The organism is uncultured Phenylobacterium sp. (genome assembly GCF_902826855.1).
In the GTDB taxonomy this organism is placed as follows: Bacteria; Pseudomonadota; Alphaproteobacteria; order Caulobacterales; family Caulobacteraceae; genus Phenylobacterium.
Genome location: NZ_CADEGK010000028.1, coordinates 12,090 through 30,128, shown reverse-complemented (window position 1 = coordinate 30,128; position 18,039 = coordinate 12,090). Strand labels below are relative to the sequence as shown.

Genomic DNA, 18,039 nt, shown 5'->3' with positions numbered 1-18,039 from the left:
TTGATGTCGCCACGTTCCCCGCCGAAATGAATCGGCGATGGAAGGCGCCTTTCTCAACGGCCAGCTGCTGATCGCCATGCCCGGGATCGGCGATCCACGCTTCGAGCGCTCGCTGATCCTCGTCTGCGCCCACGATCATGATCACGCCATGGGGCTCGCTGTGAACCGTCCTGTGGAGGGCCTGACGCTGTCCGAGTTGCTTGAGCGGCTGGAGATCGAGACCACCGCGGCGCTCGAGGACGACGCCGTGCTGATCGGCGGGCCGGTGGAGGTGGAGCGCGGCTTCGTGCTGCACACCGACGACTACCACGCTGCGCACAGCCTGGACGTCCAGGGCGGGCTGGCGCTCTCCACCACCCGCGAGGTGCTGGAAGCGATGGGCAGCCACAACGGCCGCCCCCGCAGGGCGGTCCTGGCCCTGGGCTATGCGGGCTGGGGCGCCGGTCAGCTCGAGCGGGAGATCCGCGAGAACGTCTGGCTGACCGTCGAGGCCGACGAGGCGCTGGTCTTCGATGGCGACCACGGAAGCAAGTGGACCCGCGCGCTGGCGAAACTCCGCATCGACCCGAAATTCCTGAGCGCCGAGGGCGGACGAGCCTAAGTGATTGGCGGTCGGACCCAGCGCGAACTGGTGTCGACGAGCGCGAACTCGCGAGCGTAGGCTTTGCGGGCCGGGGCGTTGAAGTGGGCGGTGCCTATGGTGGCGACCGGGATGCCCGCCGCGTGCAGCCGGCGTAGACCTTCGGTGATGAGCGCGCCGGCCAGGCCGTGGCCGCGATAGGCCGGGTCCGTTCCCATGGGCTCGAAGATGCCCACCCCGCACGCCGCGTCCCGCCAGACGATAGCGTTGGCGGCGAGCGCGCCGTCCGGCGCCTCGATCAGCAAGTCGAATTCTGGATCGTAGCCGGGCGTCTCAAGCAGGCTACGGTAGACCTCGGTGGTGAAGCCGGACGGGCCGCCCTCGATGCCGAGGTGGCCGAGGGCGCTCCAGGCGGCCCGATGGACAGCGGATCGCGCGTCCGGGTCGACGCCCACGCTGTCTCGCACACGAAAGCCGTCAGGGAGCACGGGCGGCGCATCGGACGTGGCGCGTTCGAACAGCACCCCGTCCGGGCCGGCGCGGACGAAGCCGCAGCGCTCCAGCGCCGCGCGGCGCGCGAGGTCGGCGTCAAAGGCCACGACGCTGAGTTCGGGGTCGCCGGGACGCAGGCGGCCGACCGCCCAATCCAGCACCTCCGTCGCGCGGCGCTCATGGGCGGGATGCAGCTCCAGGAGCAGCTCGCCCGGCCCCTGGAACCAAGCCACACCTACGATGTCGACGTCGGCGCGCACGGCGTAGAGCGCCGGCCGGTGGTCGAAGTGGCCACGCAACTGCCAGATCAGGTCGCCCGGGTGCCAGGTCGATCGCAGCGGCCGTCGCGCGCTCACGACCTGCGAAGTAAACGCCAGCAGGTCCGGAAGGTCGTTGCGCCCGCCGTAGCGGTGGAATGACAGAGGGGTGTGCATGGGAGCCGTCGGCCGCAGACTGACGGCCCCATGCTTTGGCGTCCAGCTAGGCGTTGGCCCCGGCGCTGGGCCGGGCGCTCACGCGCTCGTGCCAGGCCTTGAGGTTGGCGCAGCCCTCGGGGATCGGCAGGTCGAGAAACAGAGCGAAGTCGACGGTGGTCTGCAGGATGATGTCCGCCATCGTGAAGTCGTTGGTGGCGAGGAACTCGCGTCCCGCCAGTTCGCCGTCGATGAAGGCGCAGACCTGGGCGTAGATGGGCTTGTTGGCTTCGCCCAGCTCGCGGTTCTGTTTGATGATCGCGGCGGTCCGCGGATCAGCATGGATCCAGACCATGGCCGCCGCCTGCATCAGGCGCATCTCGGTGCGCCGGATCCACTGGTCGACCGCGCCGATCTCGTAGGGGTCCCGGCCGAACAGCGGCGGGTTGGGATGCAGCGCTTCCAGGTAGCGGCAGATCGAGACGCTCTCCGACAGGGTGCGGCCGTCATCCAGCTCCAGCGCCGGCACCTGGCCCAGCGAATTGCGCTTCAGATGTTCCGGGCTCTTGTGCTCGCCCTTGCCGAGTTCGACGCGAATCTCGGGGAGATCGATGCCCTTCTCGGCGACGAATATCCGGACGCGCCGCGGATTGGGCGCAGGGTTTCGTTCTCCGTACAGCTTCATGTTTCATCCCCACGTCTTGTTGATTGCGACCGCGCCCATTGCCGGACGGCGTCGGGCGGCCAATGCGCCAAGGCGGGCCGCATCTCGTCTGTCGCAGAACGCGCCGGCCGCAGCAAGGCGCGCCGGGGCCGTCGCTCCGACTACCCCCGCGCCTTCACCGGCGCGGCGCCGTCGACGTAGCTTTCGTTGAGGTAGACCTCCGCTTCCTGGGCGGAGAGGGCGGGCGCGTAGCCGAAGCCCTGGCCGTAGTCGCAGCCCAGGGAGAGCAGCATGCGGGCCATGCCGGCGTTCTCGACGCCCTCGGCGACCACTTCCATGTCGAGGTCCTGGCCCAGCTTGACCACCGAGGAGACGATCTTCGCCGAGCCCTCGTTCGTGGCCATGGTGCGCACGAAATAGCGGTCGATCTTGAGCGTATCGAACGGCAGCCGGGTCAGGTAGCTGAGTGAGGAGAAGCCGGTGCCGAAGTCGTCTAGCGCGAGCGCGGCGCCGGCCTCGCGCAGCTCGCCCAGGATCACCGCCGCGCGGTCGGGGTCGCGCATGACGTCGCCTTCGGTGACCTCCAGCTTCAGCGCGCCGGGCGGCAGGTCGGTCTGGGCGCGGATCGCCTTGAGGTCGGCCACCAGGTCCGGACGGTCGATCTCGCCGGTGGAGAGGTTTACGGCCACGGTCAGCTCACCGGCGGCCCGGTGGCGCTTGCGCCAGACCGACAGCTGCTGGGACGCCTCGCGCATCATCATCGCGCCCAACTCGGCCATCAGGCCCATTTCCTCGCACAGCGGCAGGAACTCGTCGGGCATCACCAGGCCGCGGCGGGGGTGGCGCCAGCGCACCAGGGCCTCGAAGCCGGAGAGCGCGCCGGTCGAGAGGCGCACGATCGGCTGGTAGAAGGGCATCAGCTCGCCACGGCGCAGCGCGCCCTTGAGGTCGCCCTCGAGCGCCAGGCGCGACAGGCCGTCAGTCTCCAGTCCGCGACCGTAGGCGGCGGCGCCGCCCCTGCCATTGCTCTTGGCCGCTTCCACGGCCAGTTCGGCGCGGCGCAACAGCTCGGCCGCCTCGGGCGCGTCCTCGCCGCCGGTCGCCTCGACCGCGCCGATGGAAAGTGTGGGATGGATGTCGAAGCCGGCCACCCGCAGCGGCTGTTCCAGCGCGCGGCGCAGGGTCTCGGCGCCCGGCGAGGCGCTCACCGGCGCGAGCGCGGCGAACTCGTCCTCGCCAATGCGGGCGAGCAGCGCGCCGGGCGGGAATGCAGCGGAGAGACGCGAGCCCAGCGCGGCCAGGACCAGGTCGGCGCGCTCGTGGCCGAGGGCCTCGTTCAGGCGGCGCAGGCGGTCCAGGTCGGCGACGATCAGCTCGTGCTCGCCCGGCTGTTGCAGGCGCTCGCGGGCCAGGGTGATGAAGCTCTTGCGGTCGACGAGGCCGGTGAGCGCGTCGACGCCGGAGGCGGCGAACCGGACCTCGGCGGCCACTACGCCGGCGCACCGCAGCCCCTCTTCCAGCCATACGCCGCGCCAGATGCAGGGGGCGCCACCCCTCATGCGGATGCGGACGACCACTTCGCCGCCGGGCGGCTGGACGCGCAGGATGTCCTCGGCGGTGGCGCGATCCTGCGGCAGTGCAAGCGCGCGCAGGGCGGCGGAGGAACAGTCAGGAGACAGGGGACCCAGGCCCAGGGCGCGGGTGGCGCCGGTCAGGCGCAGACGATCCTTCTCCGGCTCCCAGACCCAGAGCGCGACTTCCGCCGCGCCCAGGGCCTCGAGAGTGGCCGTGGCGTCCCACATCCAGCGGTCGTTGGCCATTCGGTCCCGAACTCGTGCCTCAGAAGCCGGGCGCGGCCGTCAGACCGACACCCCCTCGTCCGGCCCCTCGTGGCCCCGGTAAGGGGTCGTGCGACCGAACAGGACATGGTCTCGCCAACCGCCGTTAATTTTAAGATAAGCCTCCGCGAACCCCTCCTCCACGAACCCGGCCTTGCCGAGCAGCCTGCGGGAGGGCGCGTTGTCCGGGATGCAGGCCGCTTCCAGCCGATGCAGGGCCAGCGTGCGAAAGGCGAACTCGCACAGCGCGCGTACGGCGCCCAGGGTCAGCCCCTGGCGGGTGAACGGCTGACCGCACCAGTAGCCCACCGACCCCATCTGGGCGACGCCACGGCGCACGTTCGACAGCGTGATACCGCCGGTGAGCGCGTCGTCCGAGGTGCGGAACACGAAGAACGGATACGCCAGCCCCGCCTCGCGGTCCCGCGCATAGGCCAGGAGGCGACGGCGGAAGGCGGCGCGCGAGAGATCGTCGGCCGGCCAGGTGGGCTCCCACGGCTGCAGGAAGGCGCGGCTCTGCGCGCGTAGGTCGCGCCACGCGGCGTAGTCGGCGGCGCGCGGCGCGCACAGCCGCACCCCGTCGCCCTCGACACGGGGGCCGCTCTCCGGCGCGATCCAGTCCAGCAGGGCCATGCGTCGAAGCGTCGCGTAATTCGCGGCGGGGTCAAGAGGGTCCGTCGCCGCGAATAACTCGTGGCAGACTAGTTTACATTATAGACTTGTTTGAATAGAAGGGCGGTAGCGATGAACGGGACCGCTCCCATCGCCCTCCTGGCCGGGTGCGGCGACGCGCCCGGCGCCTTTTTCGATCCGGAGACCTGTCATGACCGACAGCAGCGACCGCCTCCATGGCCTCGACGCCGTGCGCGGCTATGCTCTGATGCTGGGGGTGGTGTTTCACGCCACCATGTCCTTCCTGCCCGGACCGCAGGTGTGGATGGCGAAGGACAGCGAGTCCTCGCTCGTCCTGTCGGGCCTGTTCTTCTGGTCGCACAGTTTCCGGATGACGACCTTCTTCCTGATCGCGGGCTTCTTCGCGCACCTGACCTTCCACCGGCGCGGCGCCAAGCGGTTCATCGTCGATCGGGCCAAGCGGATCGCGCTCCCGCTGGTGGTGTTCTGGCCGCTCGTGATCGCGGGCATCCTGGGGGCCAGTGGCTATGCGGTCTACGTGGCCACGGGGACCTTCCCGACCGCGCCGCCGGAAGCGCCAGGCGCGACGGCGGCGACGGCCGACGTGCCATTCCCACTGACCCACCTGTGGTTCCTCTACGTCCTGATCCTGCTCTACGTCGCGACGCTGGCAGTCCGCGCGATCGCGGCGGCCGTGGACAGGGGCGGGCGGCTCCGGGCGGGCCTGGACACAGCGGTGGCGGTGGTGGTGCGTAATCCCTTCGCACCGATCCTCCTCGCCGTTCCGGTGGCGATCGCCTTCTACCGGACACCCGACTGGCTGGTCTTCTTTGGCGTGCCGACCCCGGACGCGAACCTGATCCCGAACCCAGCCGCAGCAGTTCAGTACGGGCTGGCGTTCGGCCTGGGCTGGCTGATCCATCGCCAGCCAGCGCTGCTGGACGGTCTCAGGGACCGTTGGACGGTGAACCTGGCGGTCGGCGTCGCGCTCAGCGGCTACCTGCTGTTCGAGCTGGGCGTGGCGCCGGTGGTGACGCCGGACAAGGACGCCGTAGCCCTGGCGACTCACGCCGCGTTGTATGCGCTGGCGATCTGGAGCTGGACGTTCGCGGTCATCGGAATGGCGCTCAGGTTCCTGAACGATGAAAGCCCAGTGCGCCGCTACATCGCCGACTCGTCCTATTGGATCTACGTGATCCATTTGCCGATCGTGATCTTGCTGCAGGCCTGGGTCTCGGGCTTCGACTGGCACTGGTCGGTCAAGTTCGCGGCGGTGCTGGGGATCGGATTTGCGGTGATGTTCCTGACCTACGAACTGCTGGTCCGTCACACGTTCATCGGCGCCTGGCTGAACGGCCGCCGCGTGCCCTGGCGCACCGCCAGGCCGCCAGCCCAACTGGAGACCGCCCGATGAACGCCGATCCTGAGAGCGCGCGGGACGACCTCGCCTACATGCGGGCCCTGGTCGACGCACCAGCCAATTTCCAGCGGTCGTTTGGCGAGGCTTATTTCGCCGCCGGCCTCTGCTACGGGACCCAGATGCTGGCCCATGCGGTCCAGCGGCTGGGCTGGCTTCCGGACGCCGGGCCGGTGGCTCTCCTGATCGGCTTCGGCCCGACGGTGGTGTTCCTGGTCCTGCTCACCTGGTCGATTGTGCGTGACCGCGCGACACGCCCCTCAGGCGGCGGCGCGGTATCGAAGGCGATCGGCGCCGTTCTCGGGGCCATCGGCCTCGCCAACCTGATGCTCGTCTTCGTGATCGGACTGGTCGCCTGGCGAGAGGACAGCCTGGTCATCTGGCTGATCTATCCGTGCACGGTGATGGTGCTGCAGGGGACGGCGTGGCTGGTCATCTACGCGCTGCGCCGCCGCCCCTGGTTCGGATGGGTGGCGCTGGGCTGGTTCGTGACCGCCGCCGTCATGGCCGTGGCCGTAGCCTATCAGAATCTCCCCCTCTTCATCGGCGCCGGCGGCGTGGGCTTCCTGGCCTTCATGCTCGTCCCCGGTTGGCTGATGATGCGCCAGTCTCGAGCGGCCTGAACCCGTGCCCGCGCGCTTCGACATCGGCAAGATCGACGATGTGATCCACGGCCGCCTGCGGCTGGGGGTCATGGCCTATCTGGCCAACGCGGAGGTGGCGGACTTCAACGAGCTGAAGCAGGTTCTGGAGGTCACCCAGGGCAACCTGTCGGTCCAGCTCCGCAAGCTGGAAGACGCGGGCTATGTGACCATCGAGAAGGGCTTCCTGGGCCGCAAGCCGCGCACCCAGGTCCGGATCTCCGAGACCGGACGCGCCGCCTTCGCCGTCTATCTCGAGGCTCTAGGCCGGCTGATCGGGCCATCGACAGCGGCGTGAGGCGCCGAGTGCTCCCAGGCTATCGGGACGCGTGTGTGGGGCGTTGCCTCACGCGGACGGGCAGCCTAGCCGAACAGCGCCCGGTTGAAGGTCTCTGCGGCCTTCAGGGCGGACTTGGGTCCAAGCACCGCGACGGCGGCCTGCCTGGGCGCCAGGATCTTCTCCGTCAGCGCAGCGAGCTGGGCGGCGGTGACGGCGTCGATCTCCTGCGCCACCACCTCAGGGTCCAGCGTACGGCCGAACAGCAGCACCTGGCCGGCGGCCTGCTCGGCGCGGGCAAGCGCGGATTCGCGGCCCATGAACATTGCCCCCTTCAGTTGGGCCTTGGCGCGGGCGAGTTCGGCGGGGCCCACCGGCTCGGTCAGGCCCTTGAGCTGCTGTGCGGTGACCTCCGCCAGCTCCACCGCATCGCCCGCGGCACAGCCGGCGAAGACGCCGAGCACGCCCGCGTCGGCGTAGGTCTCGGAATAGGCGTCGATGGCGTAGGCCAGGCCGCGCACCTCGCGGGCCTCCTGGAACAGCCGCGAGGCCATACCGCCGCCGAGGATCTCGGCCAGCAGGCGCAGGGCGAAATAATCGGGATCCTTGACGCCCACTGCGGGCAGCAACAGCACCAGGTTGGCCTGTTCCAGCTTCTTGGCCACCGCCTTCGTCCCCCCCGAGAAGGCGGCAGGCTGTGCCGTCGGCAGGCCCGCACCGGACGCCCGGCCGAAATCGCGCTCGGCCAGCCGCAGCAGCTCGTCCTCGTCGACGGCCCCGGCGGCGCTGAGCACCAGGGTGTCGGGCGCATACAGGGCCGCGCGCCAGGCTCCGAGCGTCTCGGCGCTCGCGGCGCCGATCGACATCGTCGTGCCAAGGATCGGGCGGCCCAGCGGCTGCCCCTCGAAGGCGGCGGCCTGCGCCAGTTCGAACACCAGGTCGTCGGGGGTGTCGGCGGCCTCGGCGATTTCCTGGCCGACCACCTGCTTTTCACGGGCCAGGTCGGCGGCGTCCATGGTCGGGCGCAGCACCAAGTCTGATATCACCGCCGAGCCCAGGTCGAGCCCGCCCTTCAGCGCACGCACCTGGAAGCTGGTGCGCTCGTAGCCGGTGGCGGCGTTGATGTGCCCGCCCTCGGCCTCGATGACCTCGACGATCTGCTTGGCCGAGCGCCCGCCCGCGCCCTTGAAGACCATATGCTCCAGCAGGTGCGACCAGCCGGAGCGCTGCTCGTCCTCGAGCCGCGCCCCGCGGCCGGCGACCACCGACAGCGCCACAGTCTGCCACCCCGGCAGCGGGTCGCAGACCACGCGCACGCCGTTTCCCAGGGTGTGGACCTTGGGGGTCAACCTCAGCCTTCCGCGAAGGCGCGGACGTAGGCCTTGATGGTCTCGGCCTCACCCGGCAGCCGGTCGAAGCGCTCCTTGCGTGAGGCGAGGCTCGCGGTCCCGCGCGGAAGGGCCGGGGTCACGCCGGTAGCCTTGCCCACGTCCTCGGGGAACTTCGCCGCATGCGCCGTGGAGAGCACCACTGTAGGACCATCGAGGGGGACATGGGCCAAGGCCGCCACGCCGACGGCGGTGTGCGGATCGATCAGTTCGCCGGTCTCATTGAGCGTCGCCACCATGGCGCGCACGGTCTCGTCCTCGCTGATCGCCACGCCGGTGAAGACCGCCTGCATGGTGGACAGCGCGCCCGGCGGGATGTCGATGATCCCGGTGTTGGCGAAGGCCTCGAAGGCGCGGCGGGTCTCCTCCGGCTCGCGCTTCACGGCCTCGAAGTAGAGCCGCTCGAAGTTGGAGGCGGACTGGATGTCCATCGCCGGCGACAGCGTCGCCTGCACCGCGCCGCGGGCGTAACGGCCGGTCGCGAAGGCCCGGGCCAGGATGTCGTTGGAATTGGTGGCGACGACGAGCTTCCTGATGGGCAGGCCCATCTGCATCGCCACGTAGCCTGCGTAGGCGTCGCCGAAGTTGCCGGAGGGGACCACGTAGTTCGCCGCCCGCGTGGGCGCGCCGAGGGCCGCGGCCGTGGTGAAGTAGTAGACCGCCTGCGCGGCGATGCGCGCGAAGTTGATCGAGTTCACCGCCGCCAGGTCCACCGCCTGACGCAACGCCAGGTCCTGGAAGGCCGCCTTCAGGATGGCCTGGCAGTCGTCGAACGTGCCCTTCACCGCGACGCAGGCGATGTTGGGCTCCTCAGCCGTCGTCATGAAGCGGCGCTGCACCTCGCTGATCCGCCCCTCGGGGAAGATCGCCACGACTTTGACGTTCTTGGCGCCGCGGAACGCCTCGACCGCCGCGCCGCCGGTGTCGCCGGAGGTGGCGCAGAGGATGGTCTGTTTGCGGCCCTGGCGGCCCAGCAGGTGGTCGTAGAGCCGGGCCAGGATCTGCATGGCCACGTCCTTGAAGGCGAGGCTGGGGCCATGGAACAGCTCGGCGATGAAGGTCTGCGGTCCGATCTGCACCATGGGCACCACGGCCTTGTGGCTGAAGGAGGCGTAGGCCTCCTCGCACATGGCCAGCATGTCCTCCGGCGCGATCTCGTCGCCCGCGAACGCGCCCAGGACCTCGGCGGCCACCTGCGGATAGGGCATGGCGGCGAAGCCGGCGATCCGCTCCTTGGAGAAGGACGGCCAGCGTTCCGGCACATAGAGGCCGCCGTCCGGAGCCAGGCCGCCCAGGACTGCATCGGTGAAACCGACCGCGGGCGCCTGCCCGCGGGTCGAGATGAAGCGCATCAGGAGTTCCGCTTGCGAAAGAGCATGGCGGCATAGACGCCGAGCAATGCCGCGGCAAGGCCGTACCAGGTCAGGGCGTAGGCGAAGTGGTTGTTGGGGATGTCCGCCGGGATCGCGCCGGGGGTCAGCGCCTTCCACTCCGGATTGGTCGGGGTCTCGGCGAACAGGAACAACGGCGCGGGGTTGGGCGCCTTGAGCGCCGCGGCCATGGCGGCGACATCGCGGACGTACCAGCGGGCCGGCGTGTTGGCGGGCGAGAAGAGATTGGGGCGGTCGGGCGCGCGCAGCACCCCGGTGACCTCGATCGGCGTCACGTCGGCAGCGTCCACCGGGGCCCGGGCCGAGATGATGTCGGGCACGAAGCCGCGGTCCACCAGGATCGACGTCCCGTCTGGCAGGCGGCAGGCGGAGATCAGGCGCGAGCCGGCCTGACCGTCGCGGATGGCGTAGACTTCGAGGAAGGGCGCCTTGGCGAGCCCGGGGCAGATCGCCTTCACCCGGGTGAGGTCCCCGGCCGCCGATCGCTGGAGGACAGTCTCGATCGGCCGGGCGGGCGCGACCTGGAGCGCAGCGACCCGGGCCAGCACGCCCTCCTTCCAGTGCAGCCGCTGCACCTGCCAGGTCCCCAGTGCGACGAGGATGGCGAAGGCGATGGCGACCGCGATCGTCAGGCCGACGGGGAAGACCCGCTTGTCAGTCGCCATGGCGCGCTTCCGACGCCTTGTTCATGAACTGGGCGGCCAGCATGACGCCCTTCAGTGGGCGCAGGAGGCCCAGGCACGCAAAGAGGGTGAGGGGTAGCCAGACGATGAGGTGGACCCACATGGGGGGGTGGATGGTGAACTCGGTGATCAGGGCGGCGAAGGCCACGGCGAACCCTGCGATCAGGATCACGAACACCGCTGGCCCATCGCCGCTGTCAGCCGCCGACAGGTCGTACCCGCAGGAGGCGCAACGGGGGGCGACGGTCAGATAGCCCGAGAACAGGGGGCCCCTGCCGCAATTCGGACAGCGGCCCCGCAAGCCCGCCAGCAGCGTCTGGGTCTTGGTCAGTGCGTCGCGCCGAAGATCACGTCATCAGGGCCAGCAGCAATCACACGCTGCATCAACAGGCCGAACACAAGAGTCTCCGTCCAATCCCACCGCCAGACCCTTGCCAATCGAGCGCCCTCCACAGAAGATAAGTTGGGGTTAAACTCCCAACATCGCGAGCAACGGGACGGCCATGGCCAAGCCTAGGACGACGCCTCGGCTCGGTATGGGAACCAAGCTCGGCTACGGCGTCGGATCGGTGGCCTCGGCCGCGGCTGGCACCGCGCTCGCGACCGGAACCATCACCCTCTATCTCAACCAGGTGATCGGCCTGCCGATCGCGATGGTCGGCGTGGCGATCATGATCTCGCTGCTCTTCGACGCCGTCGTCGACCCCTTGATCGGCCTTTGGTCGGACAACACCCGTTCACGCTGGGGTCGGCGCCATCCCTTCATGTACGCCGCGGCGATTCCCGCCGGCCTCTTCGTGTACCTGCTTTGGAACACGCCGACATCATGGCCGAAAGAGGCCACCATCGCCCTGGTGATCGGCGTCCTGATCGCCGTCCGGTTCAGCGTCAGCCTTTACACAACCACCGCCGCGGCGCTCTCGCCGGAGCTCGCGCCCGACTACAACGACCGTACGGTGCTGATCTCATATTCGACGCTGTTCGGCACCGGCGGCGGAGCGGTCCTGGCGATTCTGCTTTACTCGGTCTTTCTGCGGCGCGACGCGGCGCATCCTCTGGGCGTGCTCAACCGCGAGGGCTATGCGCAGTTCGGCTTGCTGGTGGCGGTGACGATCACCCTCGCCATCATCGTCGCGGGCCTCGCCACCCACCGATTGATCCCCTACCTGTCGCCGGCGAAGCGGCCGGAGAGTTTTAGGGCGTCGATGCGCGAACTGGGCGGGGCCGTCACCAACCCTTCGCTGATCGTGCTGATCTTCTGCGGCGTCATCGGCGGCATGACCAACGGCATCACCGGCACGTTGAACAACTATTTCTACCTGCATTTCTGGAACCTGCCGCCGCAGACCATTTCGCTGTTCGTGGTCGCGGCCTTGCCGGGGGCGGTGCTCGGCGCGTTCCTGGCCCCGCTCGCATCAAGATGGCTCGGCAAAAAGCGAGCGATGATCTGGACCTTCGCGATGGCGATCCTGGCGGGCCTGGCGCCGATGTCCTGCAAGCTTCTGGGGTTCTTTCCCCCCGACGGCTCGCCCTGGGTGCTGGTGATCCTGGCGACGGACATATTCATGAGCACGATTCTTGGCCTGATCGGCCTAATCCTGATCGGCTCGATGATCGCCGACGTCGCTGAGGACGTGGCGGTCAAGACCGGGAAACGGTCGGAAGGGGTGCTGTTCGCGATCTATGGCCTGCTACCGAAGATCTCGGCGGCCGGAGGCGGCTTCGTCGGGACGCTATTGCTGGCGTTCGTGGCCTTCCCGGCCCGTGCGCAGCAGGGCACGGTCGACCCGGCGATTATGCGCCATCTAGCGCTGATCTACCTGCCAATCAGCGCGATCCTCAGCTTCGCCTCGATCCTAGTGATGGTGATGTACAGGATCGACCAGACCACCCACGAGCAGAACCTGGCCATTCTCGCCGAGCAGAACCTGGCGCGCATACCCGAGCCCGTGGACAACGCTGGCTCTGGCGGTGGGTTCGCCGCGCCGGTCCCTCCGATCGCGGAAATCGGCTCACGATAACACCGGAAGTGCCACCGGGGCTCGATGCGGCCTTTGCGCCAACAGCGGACCATCGCCTGTGGGCGGAAACTGACACTCACCTTGAGGCCTGCCGTCGGTCGGCCGCGCAAGTAGAGCTTAGGCCAATGGCGCCTATTGGGGGGTCCTCGCAGACAGGCGTCGATCGGACGACGCGGCGGCAGCGGGTCCGGGAAGGTGAAGGTCGTCATGGTCCATTGGACGATGCGGAGCCATTGGCCGTTATCAAGCTCTACCATAACGAGATGATCTTCTACTGTTGATTGAGCTCGGCGATCGAATACGATTAAATGATCGTCGTTCTGCGAACGTCCGCGCCTTCACTGAAGCCTTCGGGAGCCAGGTATGCGAGCGCCTCTTTCGGACGTGCGCCGGCTGACAGCGCGGCTATCTGATCCTGGCCCGGGTGGGGGTGAACTGCAGCGGTTACGCAGCACACTGGCGCGCGTGGCGGGCGCGCAACCGGGGCTTGAGCTGCGGGGACACCAACTCGGCTTCGAAACGATCGAGGAGCTGGACGCCCAACTCGCGGGCGACCAGTTGGACGAGATCGAGCCCAATCTCCAACCGGCCGCCGCGAGTGTCGCCGCACCCCTCGTCTTCCGGCGGGAGACGGGATTCCGCTCGGATCTGCTCGGGAACTCGGTTCCGGACGAGGCCGTCGGCATGGCGCCGGCTGAGACCTTCGGGCCGTTCATCGACGACCTTGGCCGCCAAGTCTGGTTTGACCTGTTTCGGCCCATCGCGCTCACTAGCATTTCGTTCGCCGGCCATCCCGCCCCGGCGCTGCGGGTGCTGATGCGCAAGCCGCGCGCCGGCCAGACGTCGTATGTCCTGGAGGCAGGCAGCGCGTGGATCGCCTCCGACGTGATCGCCCGCGTCTCGGCGCTCGCCGGGTACTATACCGGCCTGACGGTGGACGGCGGTCGTCTCGAGTTGTCCCAGCCCGCCACCGTGTCCGGTCAGAACCTCGTCCTCAATCCCGCGACGGTCGTCACCCTGCGGCTTTCGCTAGCGCAGCACGCGACGCCGGCCTCGGATGGGCCTGCAGGGGCGGATGGGGCGGCCGCGGACGTGCGGCTCCCGCGGACGCTGGCGCTTCGGTTCGACCTCAACTCGAGCCATCTCGATGCGGGGGACGCGGCCTGCACGGTGTTCGGGTGCGGCACGGCCTTCAGCCGCTCCACGACGCCGCCGGTCTGGATCCCGCTCCTGAGCCGGATTCTCGTCCCCTTCGACGCCACCACGCAGACCCGGACGCCGCATCAGTTCCGCGTCTCCCGCTCGGCCTCGAGCCTCTGCACCGTGGACGGCGGCGGCGCCATCGACCCGGCGGGAACGGGATGGCTGCTGCCCGTCGCCAAGGTCGATCCGCTGGCGTTGGGAGCGGCGGCCGGCCTTGGCGCGCTCTGCCAGACCATCGGTCCGGGACTGTCGGCGACCTGGACGGGTCTCCGCGGCGGGAAGACCGCCCTTCCCCATCCGGCGATCATCGCTGAGCCGGGTCAGGTCGCCGTTCTGGATTTCGCGGCGGCCAACCCGGAGGGCCGGCAGCGTTGGGAGCTCTGGCGCAACGCAAACAACCCGCACACGTCGCGCATAGACCTGCGCTTCGGGCCGGCCTTCCCGTTCTCCTTCGTCGCGTCGGGTCCGGCCAACAGCGAGGGCGTGTTCTACTTCTGCGGCCACAGGGCGGAACTCGACCGGCCGGTCGACGGGAACGGTCATCCGTTTGCGATCGAGTCGTCGATTGCGTTCGCGGCCACCACCCAGACGGTCGACAAGTTCCACGCCTTCCTGCTCGACACCGACCTGCTGCTCGACGGCAAGCCGGCGACGGCGGAGACATTCCGGCGCCACTCGGTGGTGCTGCGCAACGCGCTCTTCACGGTGAACCGACCCAGAGGGCTCGGGCTGTTCGGTGAACTGGTCGACGGCCGCGTGACCGCCGGCCTGCTGGCGATGAGCCATGACATCCTGTCCTACCTTCCGACGCTGCCGGATCCCTATGTCGCCAGCTACACGCACTTGCTGCGGGACCGGGCGGCCTCGGCGCTCGGACGTCCGCAACAGGCGCTGACCGGCTTCGTCCGCTGGCCCGACCGGTCCCCGCTGCCGGCCGACGCGCCGGACCCCGACGATCCGCGCGGCCTCGTCTTCTACAAATTCTCGCCGCCGATGCCGGCGCTGGCGCAACCGTTGGCGGCGCAGAGGACGTTCCGGGCGGGCGTCGCGGGGTTCAACCGCGACCTCGCCCAGGCGAGCCGCGACGCAGCCTCGACGCGGCTGGGGGCCGCGAACGCGATCCGTATCGCTGATGACGGCGCGCGAGAAACCTTGCAACGGCGGATCTCGGCGGCCGACCTGCGATCGGACGCCGCCACGAAGGCCATTGGCAACCTGGCGGCGGATCGCTTGCTCGGGCACGTGGAGGACAAGGCCAGGCTGGTGGCGGAGGTCCTCGACGCCAGCCAGCGGGCCACATCAAGCGCCGCGGACCCTGGCCCCACAGCCAACGGCCGCGACACGACGTTCAGCCGCCGGATCGGCTTTGCCGGCGACCCGCTGATGCTCCTCGACGTGTCGACGCACGCCGACCTCATGGGCGTGACGCTCGGGACGCCGTTCCGCGTGACCCAGGATGATCGCGGCGACCGCCTGGTGCGCGCCGCCGCGACGAGCCCGGCGCTGCAGTCCGGCGGCGACGGTTCCGACCTGCCGCTGCAGATCATGAACATGGATGTGGTCGCGCCCGCCCCCAACTTGCGCGCGGCGACGCTGCCGCAGGTCTCCTGGGAGCCGGTCCTCAATGTCCCGCTGAAGGGCCCGCCCGATCCGGCGGACACCGTCACCACCGTGCCGGGACTGATCGTCTACGAAAACGACGGGATCCCGACCCGGATTTTCTCGCAGAGTCCGCACGCCATCCCGATCGCGCCGTTGCCGGTCATGCGGCACTTCGTGGGGGAGTTCAACGACCCGCAGCAGCCGCAGCAGATGCTGGCGGTCTTCACCCTCCCATTCGGAATCCTCGCCCAGGCCGGGTTCAATCGGTCGCTTGCCGGGCCGGCCGCGAAGAACGCCCGGGTGGACTACAACATGCCGCACTTTGGGCAGCTGCGCGGCGGGCTGCAGATCAAGGCGCAGGCGCCGGAGTCCACGCAGCCCAGCAAGGTCAGCCCGTCGTTCGTGGGTTGGTCGTTTCAGCTCGACAACATCCGCTGGGGCCTGTTCGGGATCAAACTGACAGGGAGCACGCTCGGCGTGACCGTCGAGGAGATCTTCAACCGGAAATTCCGGCCGGGCGGCGATCTGCCCCAGGTGCCGCTCGAGGCCATCGAGCTGTCAGGGTACGGCGCATCAATCTTCAGCGATTGGCGCAACGCCTTCGCAAACACCGCCGACGTCAGCCAGGTGCTGTTCGACGTGGTCGTCGGCCGCACCGCCCAGGAGGTGGTCCAGGTCCGCTCGATCCACTACCCGACGGGCGCCCATTTCGTCCGCACCGTCACGCTGATGCGGTCCAACAACGGCTACGTCTTCCGCTCGGACTCGGGATGGAAGGCCGAGAGCGATGGCGAATACGACTTCAGCTACACCCTCAACCTGCAGCTCCTGGGGACAAGGCTCGTCCCCAACCCGTACGAGTTCCACAAGCAGCCGGTGAAGCGGGTCTCGAACATCCGCAACATCCGCGACTTCCCGGCGGCTGGAAACTTCAGTTCCTCGTTCAAGCTGAACGATCCCAACCTGCCGCCGGAGCTGAAGGCGCTGACCCTGCCCGAGTGGCAGCAGCTCTTCGCGGGCGCGGCCAACCTCGACCATACGCTGGACGTCCACCTGCAGGCGGTGCTCATCGACTGCGACGTCCATCTGGACAACATCGTCGGCGGCGGCTCCGAGGGCCGGGACGGCGAGACTGTGGTCCAGGCGCACGACCTCCTGGGCTATGTCCAGCTCGCGCCGTCGGCGATCGCCCTGCCCGAGCGGATCTTCGCCGACTTGCTCCGCTTCCAGAACGGCTCGCTGGGCGGCCCCGTCGACTGCGTGATCAACATCGCCAAGTCGAAGCAGACGATGCGGGTCCAGCGCGTCGACGTGAACCCCGCCGTCAGCGCCGCCGGCCGCACGGTGTTCGTCACCGCCGCGCACGGGTCACCGATCCTGCCCCCCGACGGCGCCTGGTCGATGGTCACCCAGCGCACCGACACCGGCGACGTCAAACCCCTCTCGCCGGCGGCCAGCACGCCGCTGATCAAGCCAAACGGCGCCCCCAACTACCTGCTGGCGCATCCGGCCGACGTCGAGGTGCCGACCTCGAACCTTCACTACGGCGTGGTGCAATCGACCGGGACGCAGAAACTGCTGTTCGACGTCCCGCAGTTCAGCCCCGGGGTCGCCAAGCTCAAGAGCGCCCAGACCTATTTCGCCGACGCCTACAAGCTGCTGAACGCAAAGGGCGTGTTCCCCAATGTCGCCAATGCGCTGGGCCTGACCGCCGCCGAGCGTGAGGTGGATATCCTGGGCGAAGGGCTGATGCGGATGGCCGAGCGGCCGATCGACCTCGGCGCACTGCTGCCCAGCACCTACGAGTATGCCTTCATCGACGAGCCGGGCGTGCTGAAGATCTATGTCCAGTACGCCGACACCGCCAAGTCCCCTACCAACCTGACGCTCGGGATCGATTCCGCCGCCGGCCTCGACAAGCGGTGGAAGGCGACACTCGACAAGATGCGCGTCGTGGTCGACCTCGGCCCGTTCACCGAGCTCATGTGGGTCGACGGCAACTTCGCGGCCCACAGCGGGATCAGCCCGAACTACGACAAACCCAAGCTGCAGTTCGGACCGGTCCTGCAGCCGGTCATCGACATCCTGCAGGTGCTCGCCACGCTGTCCGGCGAGGAGTTCGACAGCGGCATGAACGTCGCGATGAGCAACTCGGCGGACAACTGGGAATACAAATTCAACTGCGCCAAAGAAATCCCGGTCATCAAGTTCCCGTCGCCGGAACAGCTGAGCCTCAATCCCAACCCGCCGCTGAAGCTCGAGGCCGGCCTGCGGGTCGGGTTCTACTTCAATGAGGTCCTCTCGATCCCGACGGACCTGAAGCAGTTGGTCCCCGCCTGCGGCGCCTACGTCGAGTTCTACGGCGGCCTGCAGGTGCAGTGCTTCACCCTGGGCGCGGCCAGCATCTACGGCGTCGGACGCGTGACACTCGGCATCGCGGCCGACAGCAAGGCCGGCATCAGCCTGCACATGAAGTTCGGTTTCGGCGCCGAGGTGGTGGTCGGCCTGCCGGTCGTGGCCAATGTGTCGGTGCTCTACATGGTCGAGGTCGAGGTCTCGATCTCCGACAGCGCGCTGGATGTCGCCGGCCTCCTGCTGATCCGGGGCTCGGCGGAAATCTGCGGGGGGCTGGTTGGGATCGCCATCCAGATCGAGGCGGGCGGATCGGTGCACCACGACGCGGATGGCACCACGCTCATCGCCCAGGTCACCTTCTCGATCGACATCTGCCTGCTCTGGGTCATCGACATCGATGTGACCGAACACTGGCAGGAAGAGCGGCAGATCGCATGACCG

Annotated in this window: 14 protein-coding genes; 6 read left to right on the top strand and 8 right to left on the bottom strand. The window is 68.7% G+C overall.

Translation table 11 applies throughout. The annotated features are described in order from the left end of the window. The first annotated feature begins 37 nt into the window (after positions 1-37). Positions 38-601 (top strand): YqgE/AlgH family protein, encoded by a 564-nt coding sequence (locus tag QZV94_RS06310; RefSeq protein WP_293676956.1) that lies wholly within the window; start codon positions 38-40, stop codon positions 599-601. Here the strand turns inward: QZV94_RS06310 and QZV94_RS06305 are convergent. From QZV94_RS06305 to QZV94_RS06290, 4 genes are all read right to left on the bottom strand, one after another. Continuing rightward, positions 598-1,506 (bottom strand): GNAT family N-acetyltransferase, encoded by a 909-nt coding sequence (locus QZV94_RS06305; protein WP_293676955.1) that lies wholly within the window; start codon positions 1,504-1,506, stop codon positions 598-600. The two genes, QZV94_RS06310 and QZV94_RS06305, sit on opposite strands and share 4 nt — an antisense overlap. A 46-nt stretch (positions 1,507-1,552) precedes the next feature. After that, positions 1,553-2,170: a glutathione S-transferase family protein gene (locus QZV94_RS06300; RefSeq protein WP_293676954.1), complete on the bottom strand. Its 618-nt coding sequence runs from the start codon at positions 2,168-2,170 to the stop codon at positions 1,553-1,555. Between the two features lie 140 nt (positions 2,171-2,310). Further along, a complete protein-coding gene (locus tag QZV94_RS06295; protein WP_293676953.1) occupies positions 2,311-3,969 on the bottom strand; it encodes a bifunctional diguanylate cyclase/phosphodiesterase in 1,659 nt (552 codons plus the stop codon). Between the two features lie 39 nt (positions 3,970-4,008). After that, a complete protein-coding gene (locus QZV94_RS06290) occupies positions 4,009-4,620 on the bottom strand; it encodes a GNAT family protein (RefSeq protein WP_293676952.1) in 612 nt (203 codons plus the stop codon). Positions 4,621-4,810: 190 nt separating this feature from the next. Between QZV94_RS06290 and QZV94_RS06285 the strand changes: the two genes are divergently transcribed. The 3 genes from QZV94_RS06285 to QZV94_RS06275 are packed head-to-tail and all read left to right on the top strand — an operon-like array spanning position 4,811 to position 6,976. Next, on the top strand, positions 4,811-6,034 hold the full coding sequence (locus QZV94_RS06285) for an acyltransferase family protein (protein ID WP_293676951.1): 1,224 nt from the start codon (positions 4,811-4,813) through the stop codon (positions 6,032-6,034). Beyond that, on the top strand, positions 6,031-6,660 hold the full coding sequence (locus tag QZV94_RS06280) for a hypothetical protein (protein ID WP_293676950.1): 630 nt from the start codon (positions 6,031-6,033) through the stop codon (positions 6,658-6,660). The genes QZV94_RS06285 and QZV94_RS06280 overlap by 4 nt, the downstream gene beginning before the upstream one ends. Positions 6,661-6,664: 4 nt before the next feature. Further along, positions 6,665-6,976: a transcriptional regulator gene (locus QZV94_RS06275; protein WP_293676949.1), complete on the top strand. Its 312-nt coding sequence runs from the start codon at positions 6,665-6,667 to the stop codon at positions 6,974-6,976. Positions 6,977-7,041: 65 nt separating this feature from the next. Here QZV94_RS06275 and QZV94_RS06270 read toward each other — a convergent pair whose 3' ends face one another. From QZV94_RS06270 to QZV94_RS06255, 4 genes are read right to left on the bottom strand one after another with little or no spacing between them, the layout of a single operon-like run. Continuing rightward, on the bottom strand, positions 7,042-8,304 hold the full coding sequence (locus QZV94_RS06270) for a pitrilysin family protein (protein WP_293676948.1): 1,263 nt from the start codon (positions 8,302-8,304) through the stop codon (positions 7,042-7,044). 2 nt (positions 8,305-8,306) lie between these two features. Next, positions 8,307-9,695, bottom strand: coding sequence for a threonine synthase (thrC, locus tag QZV94_RS06265; protein ID WP_293676947.1), 1,389 nt, complete (start codon positions 9,693-9,695; stop codon positions 8,307-8,309). After that, the gene (locus tag QZV94_RS06260) at positions 9,695-10,399 is read right to left on the bottom strand and encodes an SURF1 family protein (RefSeq protein WP_293676946.1); all 705 of its coding nucleotides are present in this window, start codon (positions 10,397-10,399) and stop codon (positions 9,695-9,697) included. Before QZV94_RS06260 ends, thrC begins: the two co-directional genes overlap by 1 nt. After that, the gene (locus tag QZV94_RS06255; protein WP_367254059.1) at positions 10,389-10,718 is read right to left on the bottom strand and encodes a DUF983 domain-containing protein; all 330 of its coding nucleotides are present in this window, start codon (positions 10,716-10,718) and stop codon (positions 10,389-10,391) included. The genes QZV94_RS06260 and QZV94_RS06255 overlap by 11 nt, the downstream gene beginning before the upstream one ends. A gap of 202 nt (positions 10,719-10,920) precedes the next feature. Between QZV94_RS06255 and QZV94_RS06250 the strand changes: the two genes are divergently transcribed. Both QZV94_RS06250 and QZV94_RS06245 read left to right on the top strand, forming a co-directional pair. Further along, positions 10,921-12,438 (top strand): MFS transporter, encoded by a 1,518-nt coding sequence (locus QZV94_RS06250; RefSeq protein WP_293676945.1) that lies wholly within the window; start codon positions 10,921-10,923, stop codon positions 12,436-12,438. Between the two features lie 363 nt (positions 12,439-12,801). Next, entirely contained in the window at positions 12,802-18,036 is a 5,235-nt protein-coding gene (locus tag QZV94_RS06245) for a hypothetical protein (RefSeq protein ID WP_293676944.1), read from the top strand. Positions 18,037-18,039 lie beyond the last annotated feature (3 nt).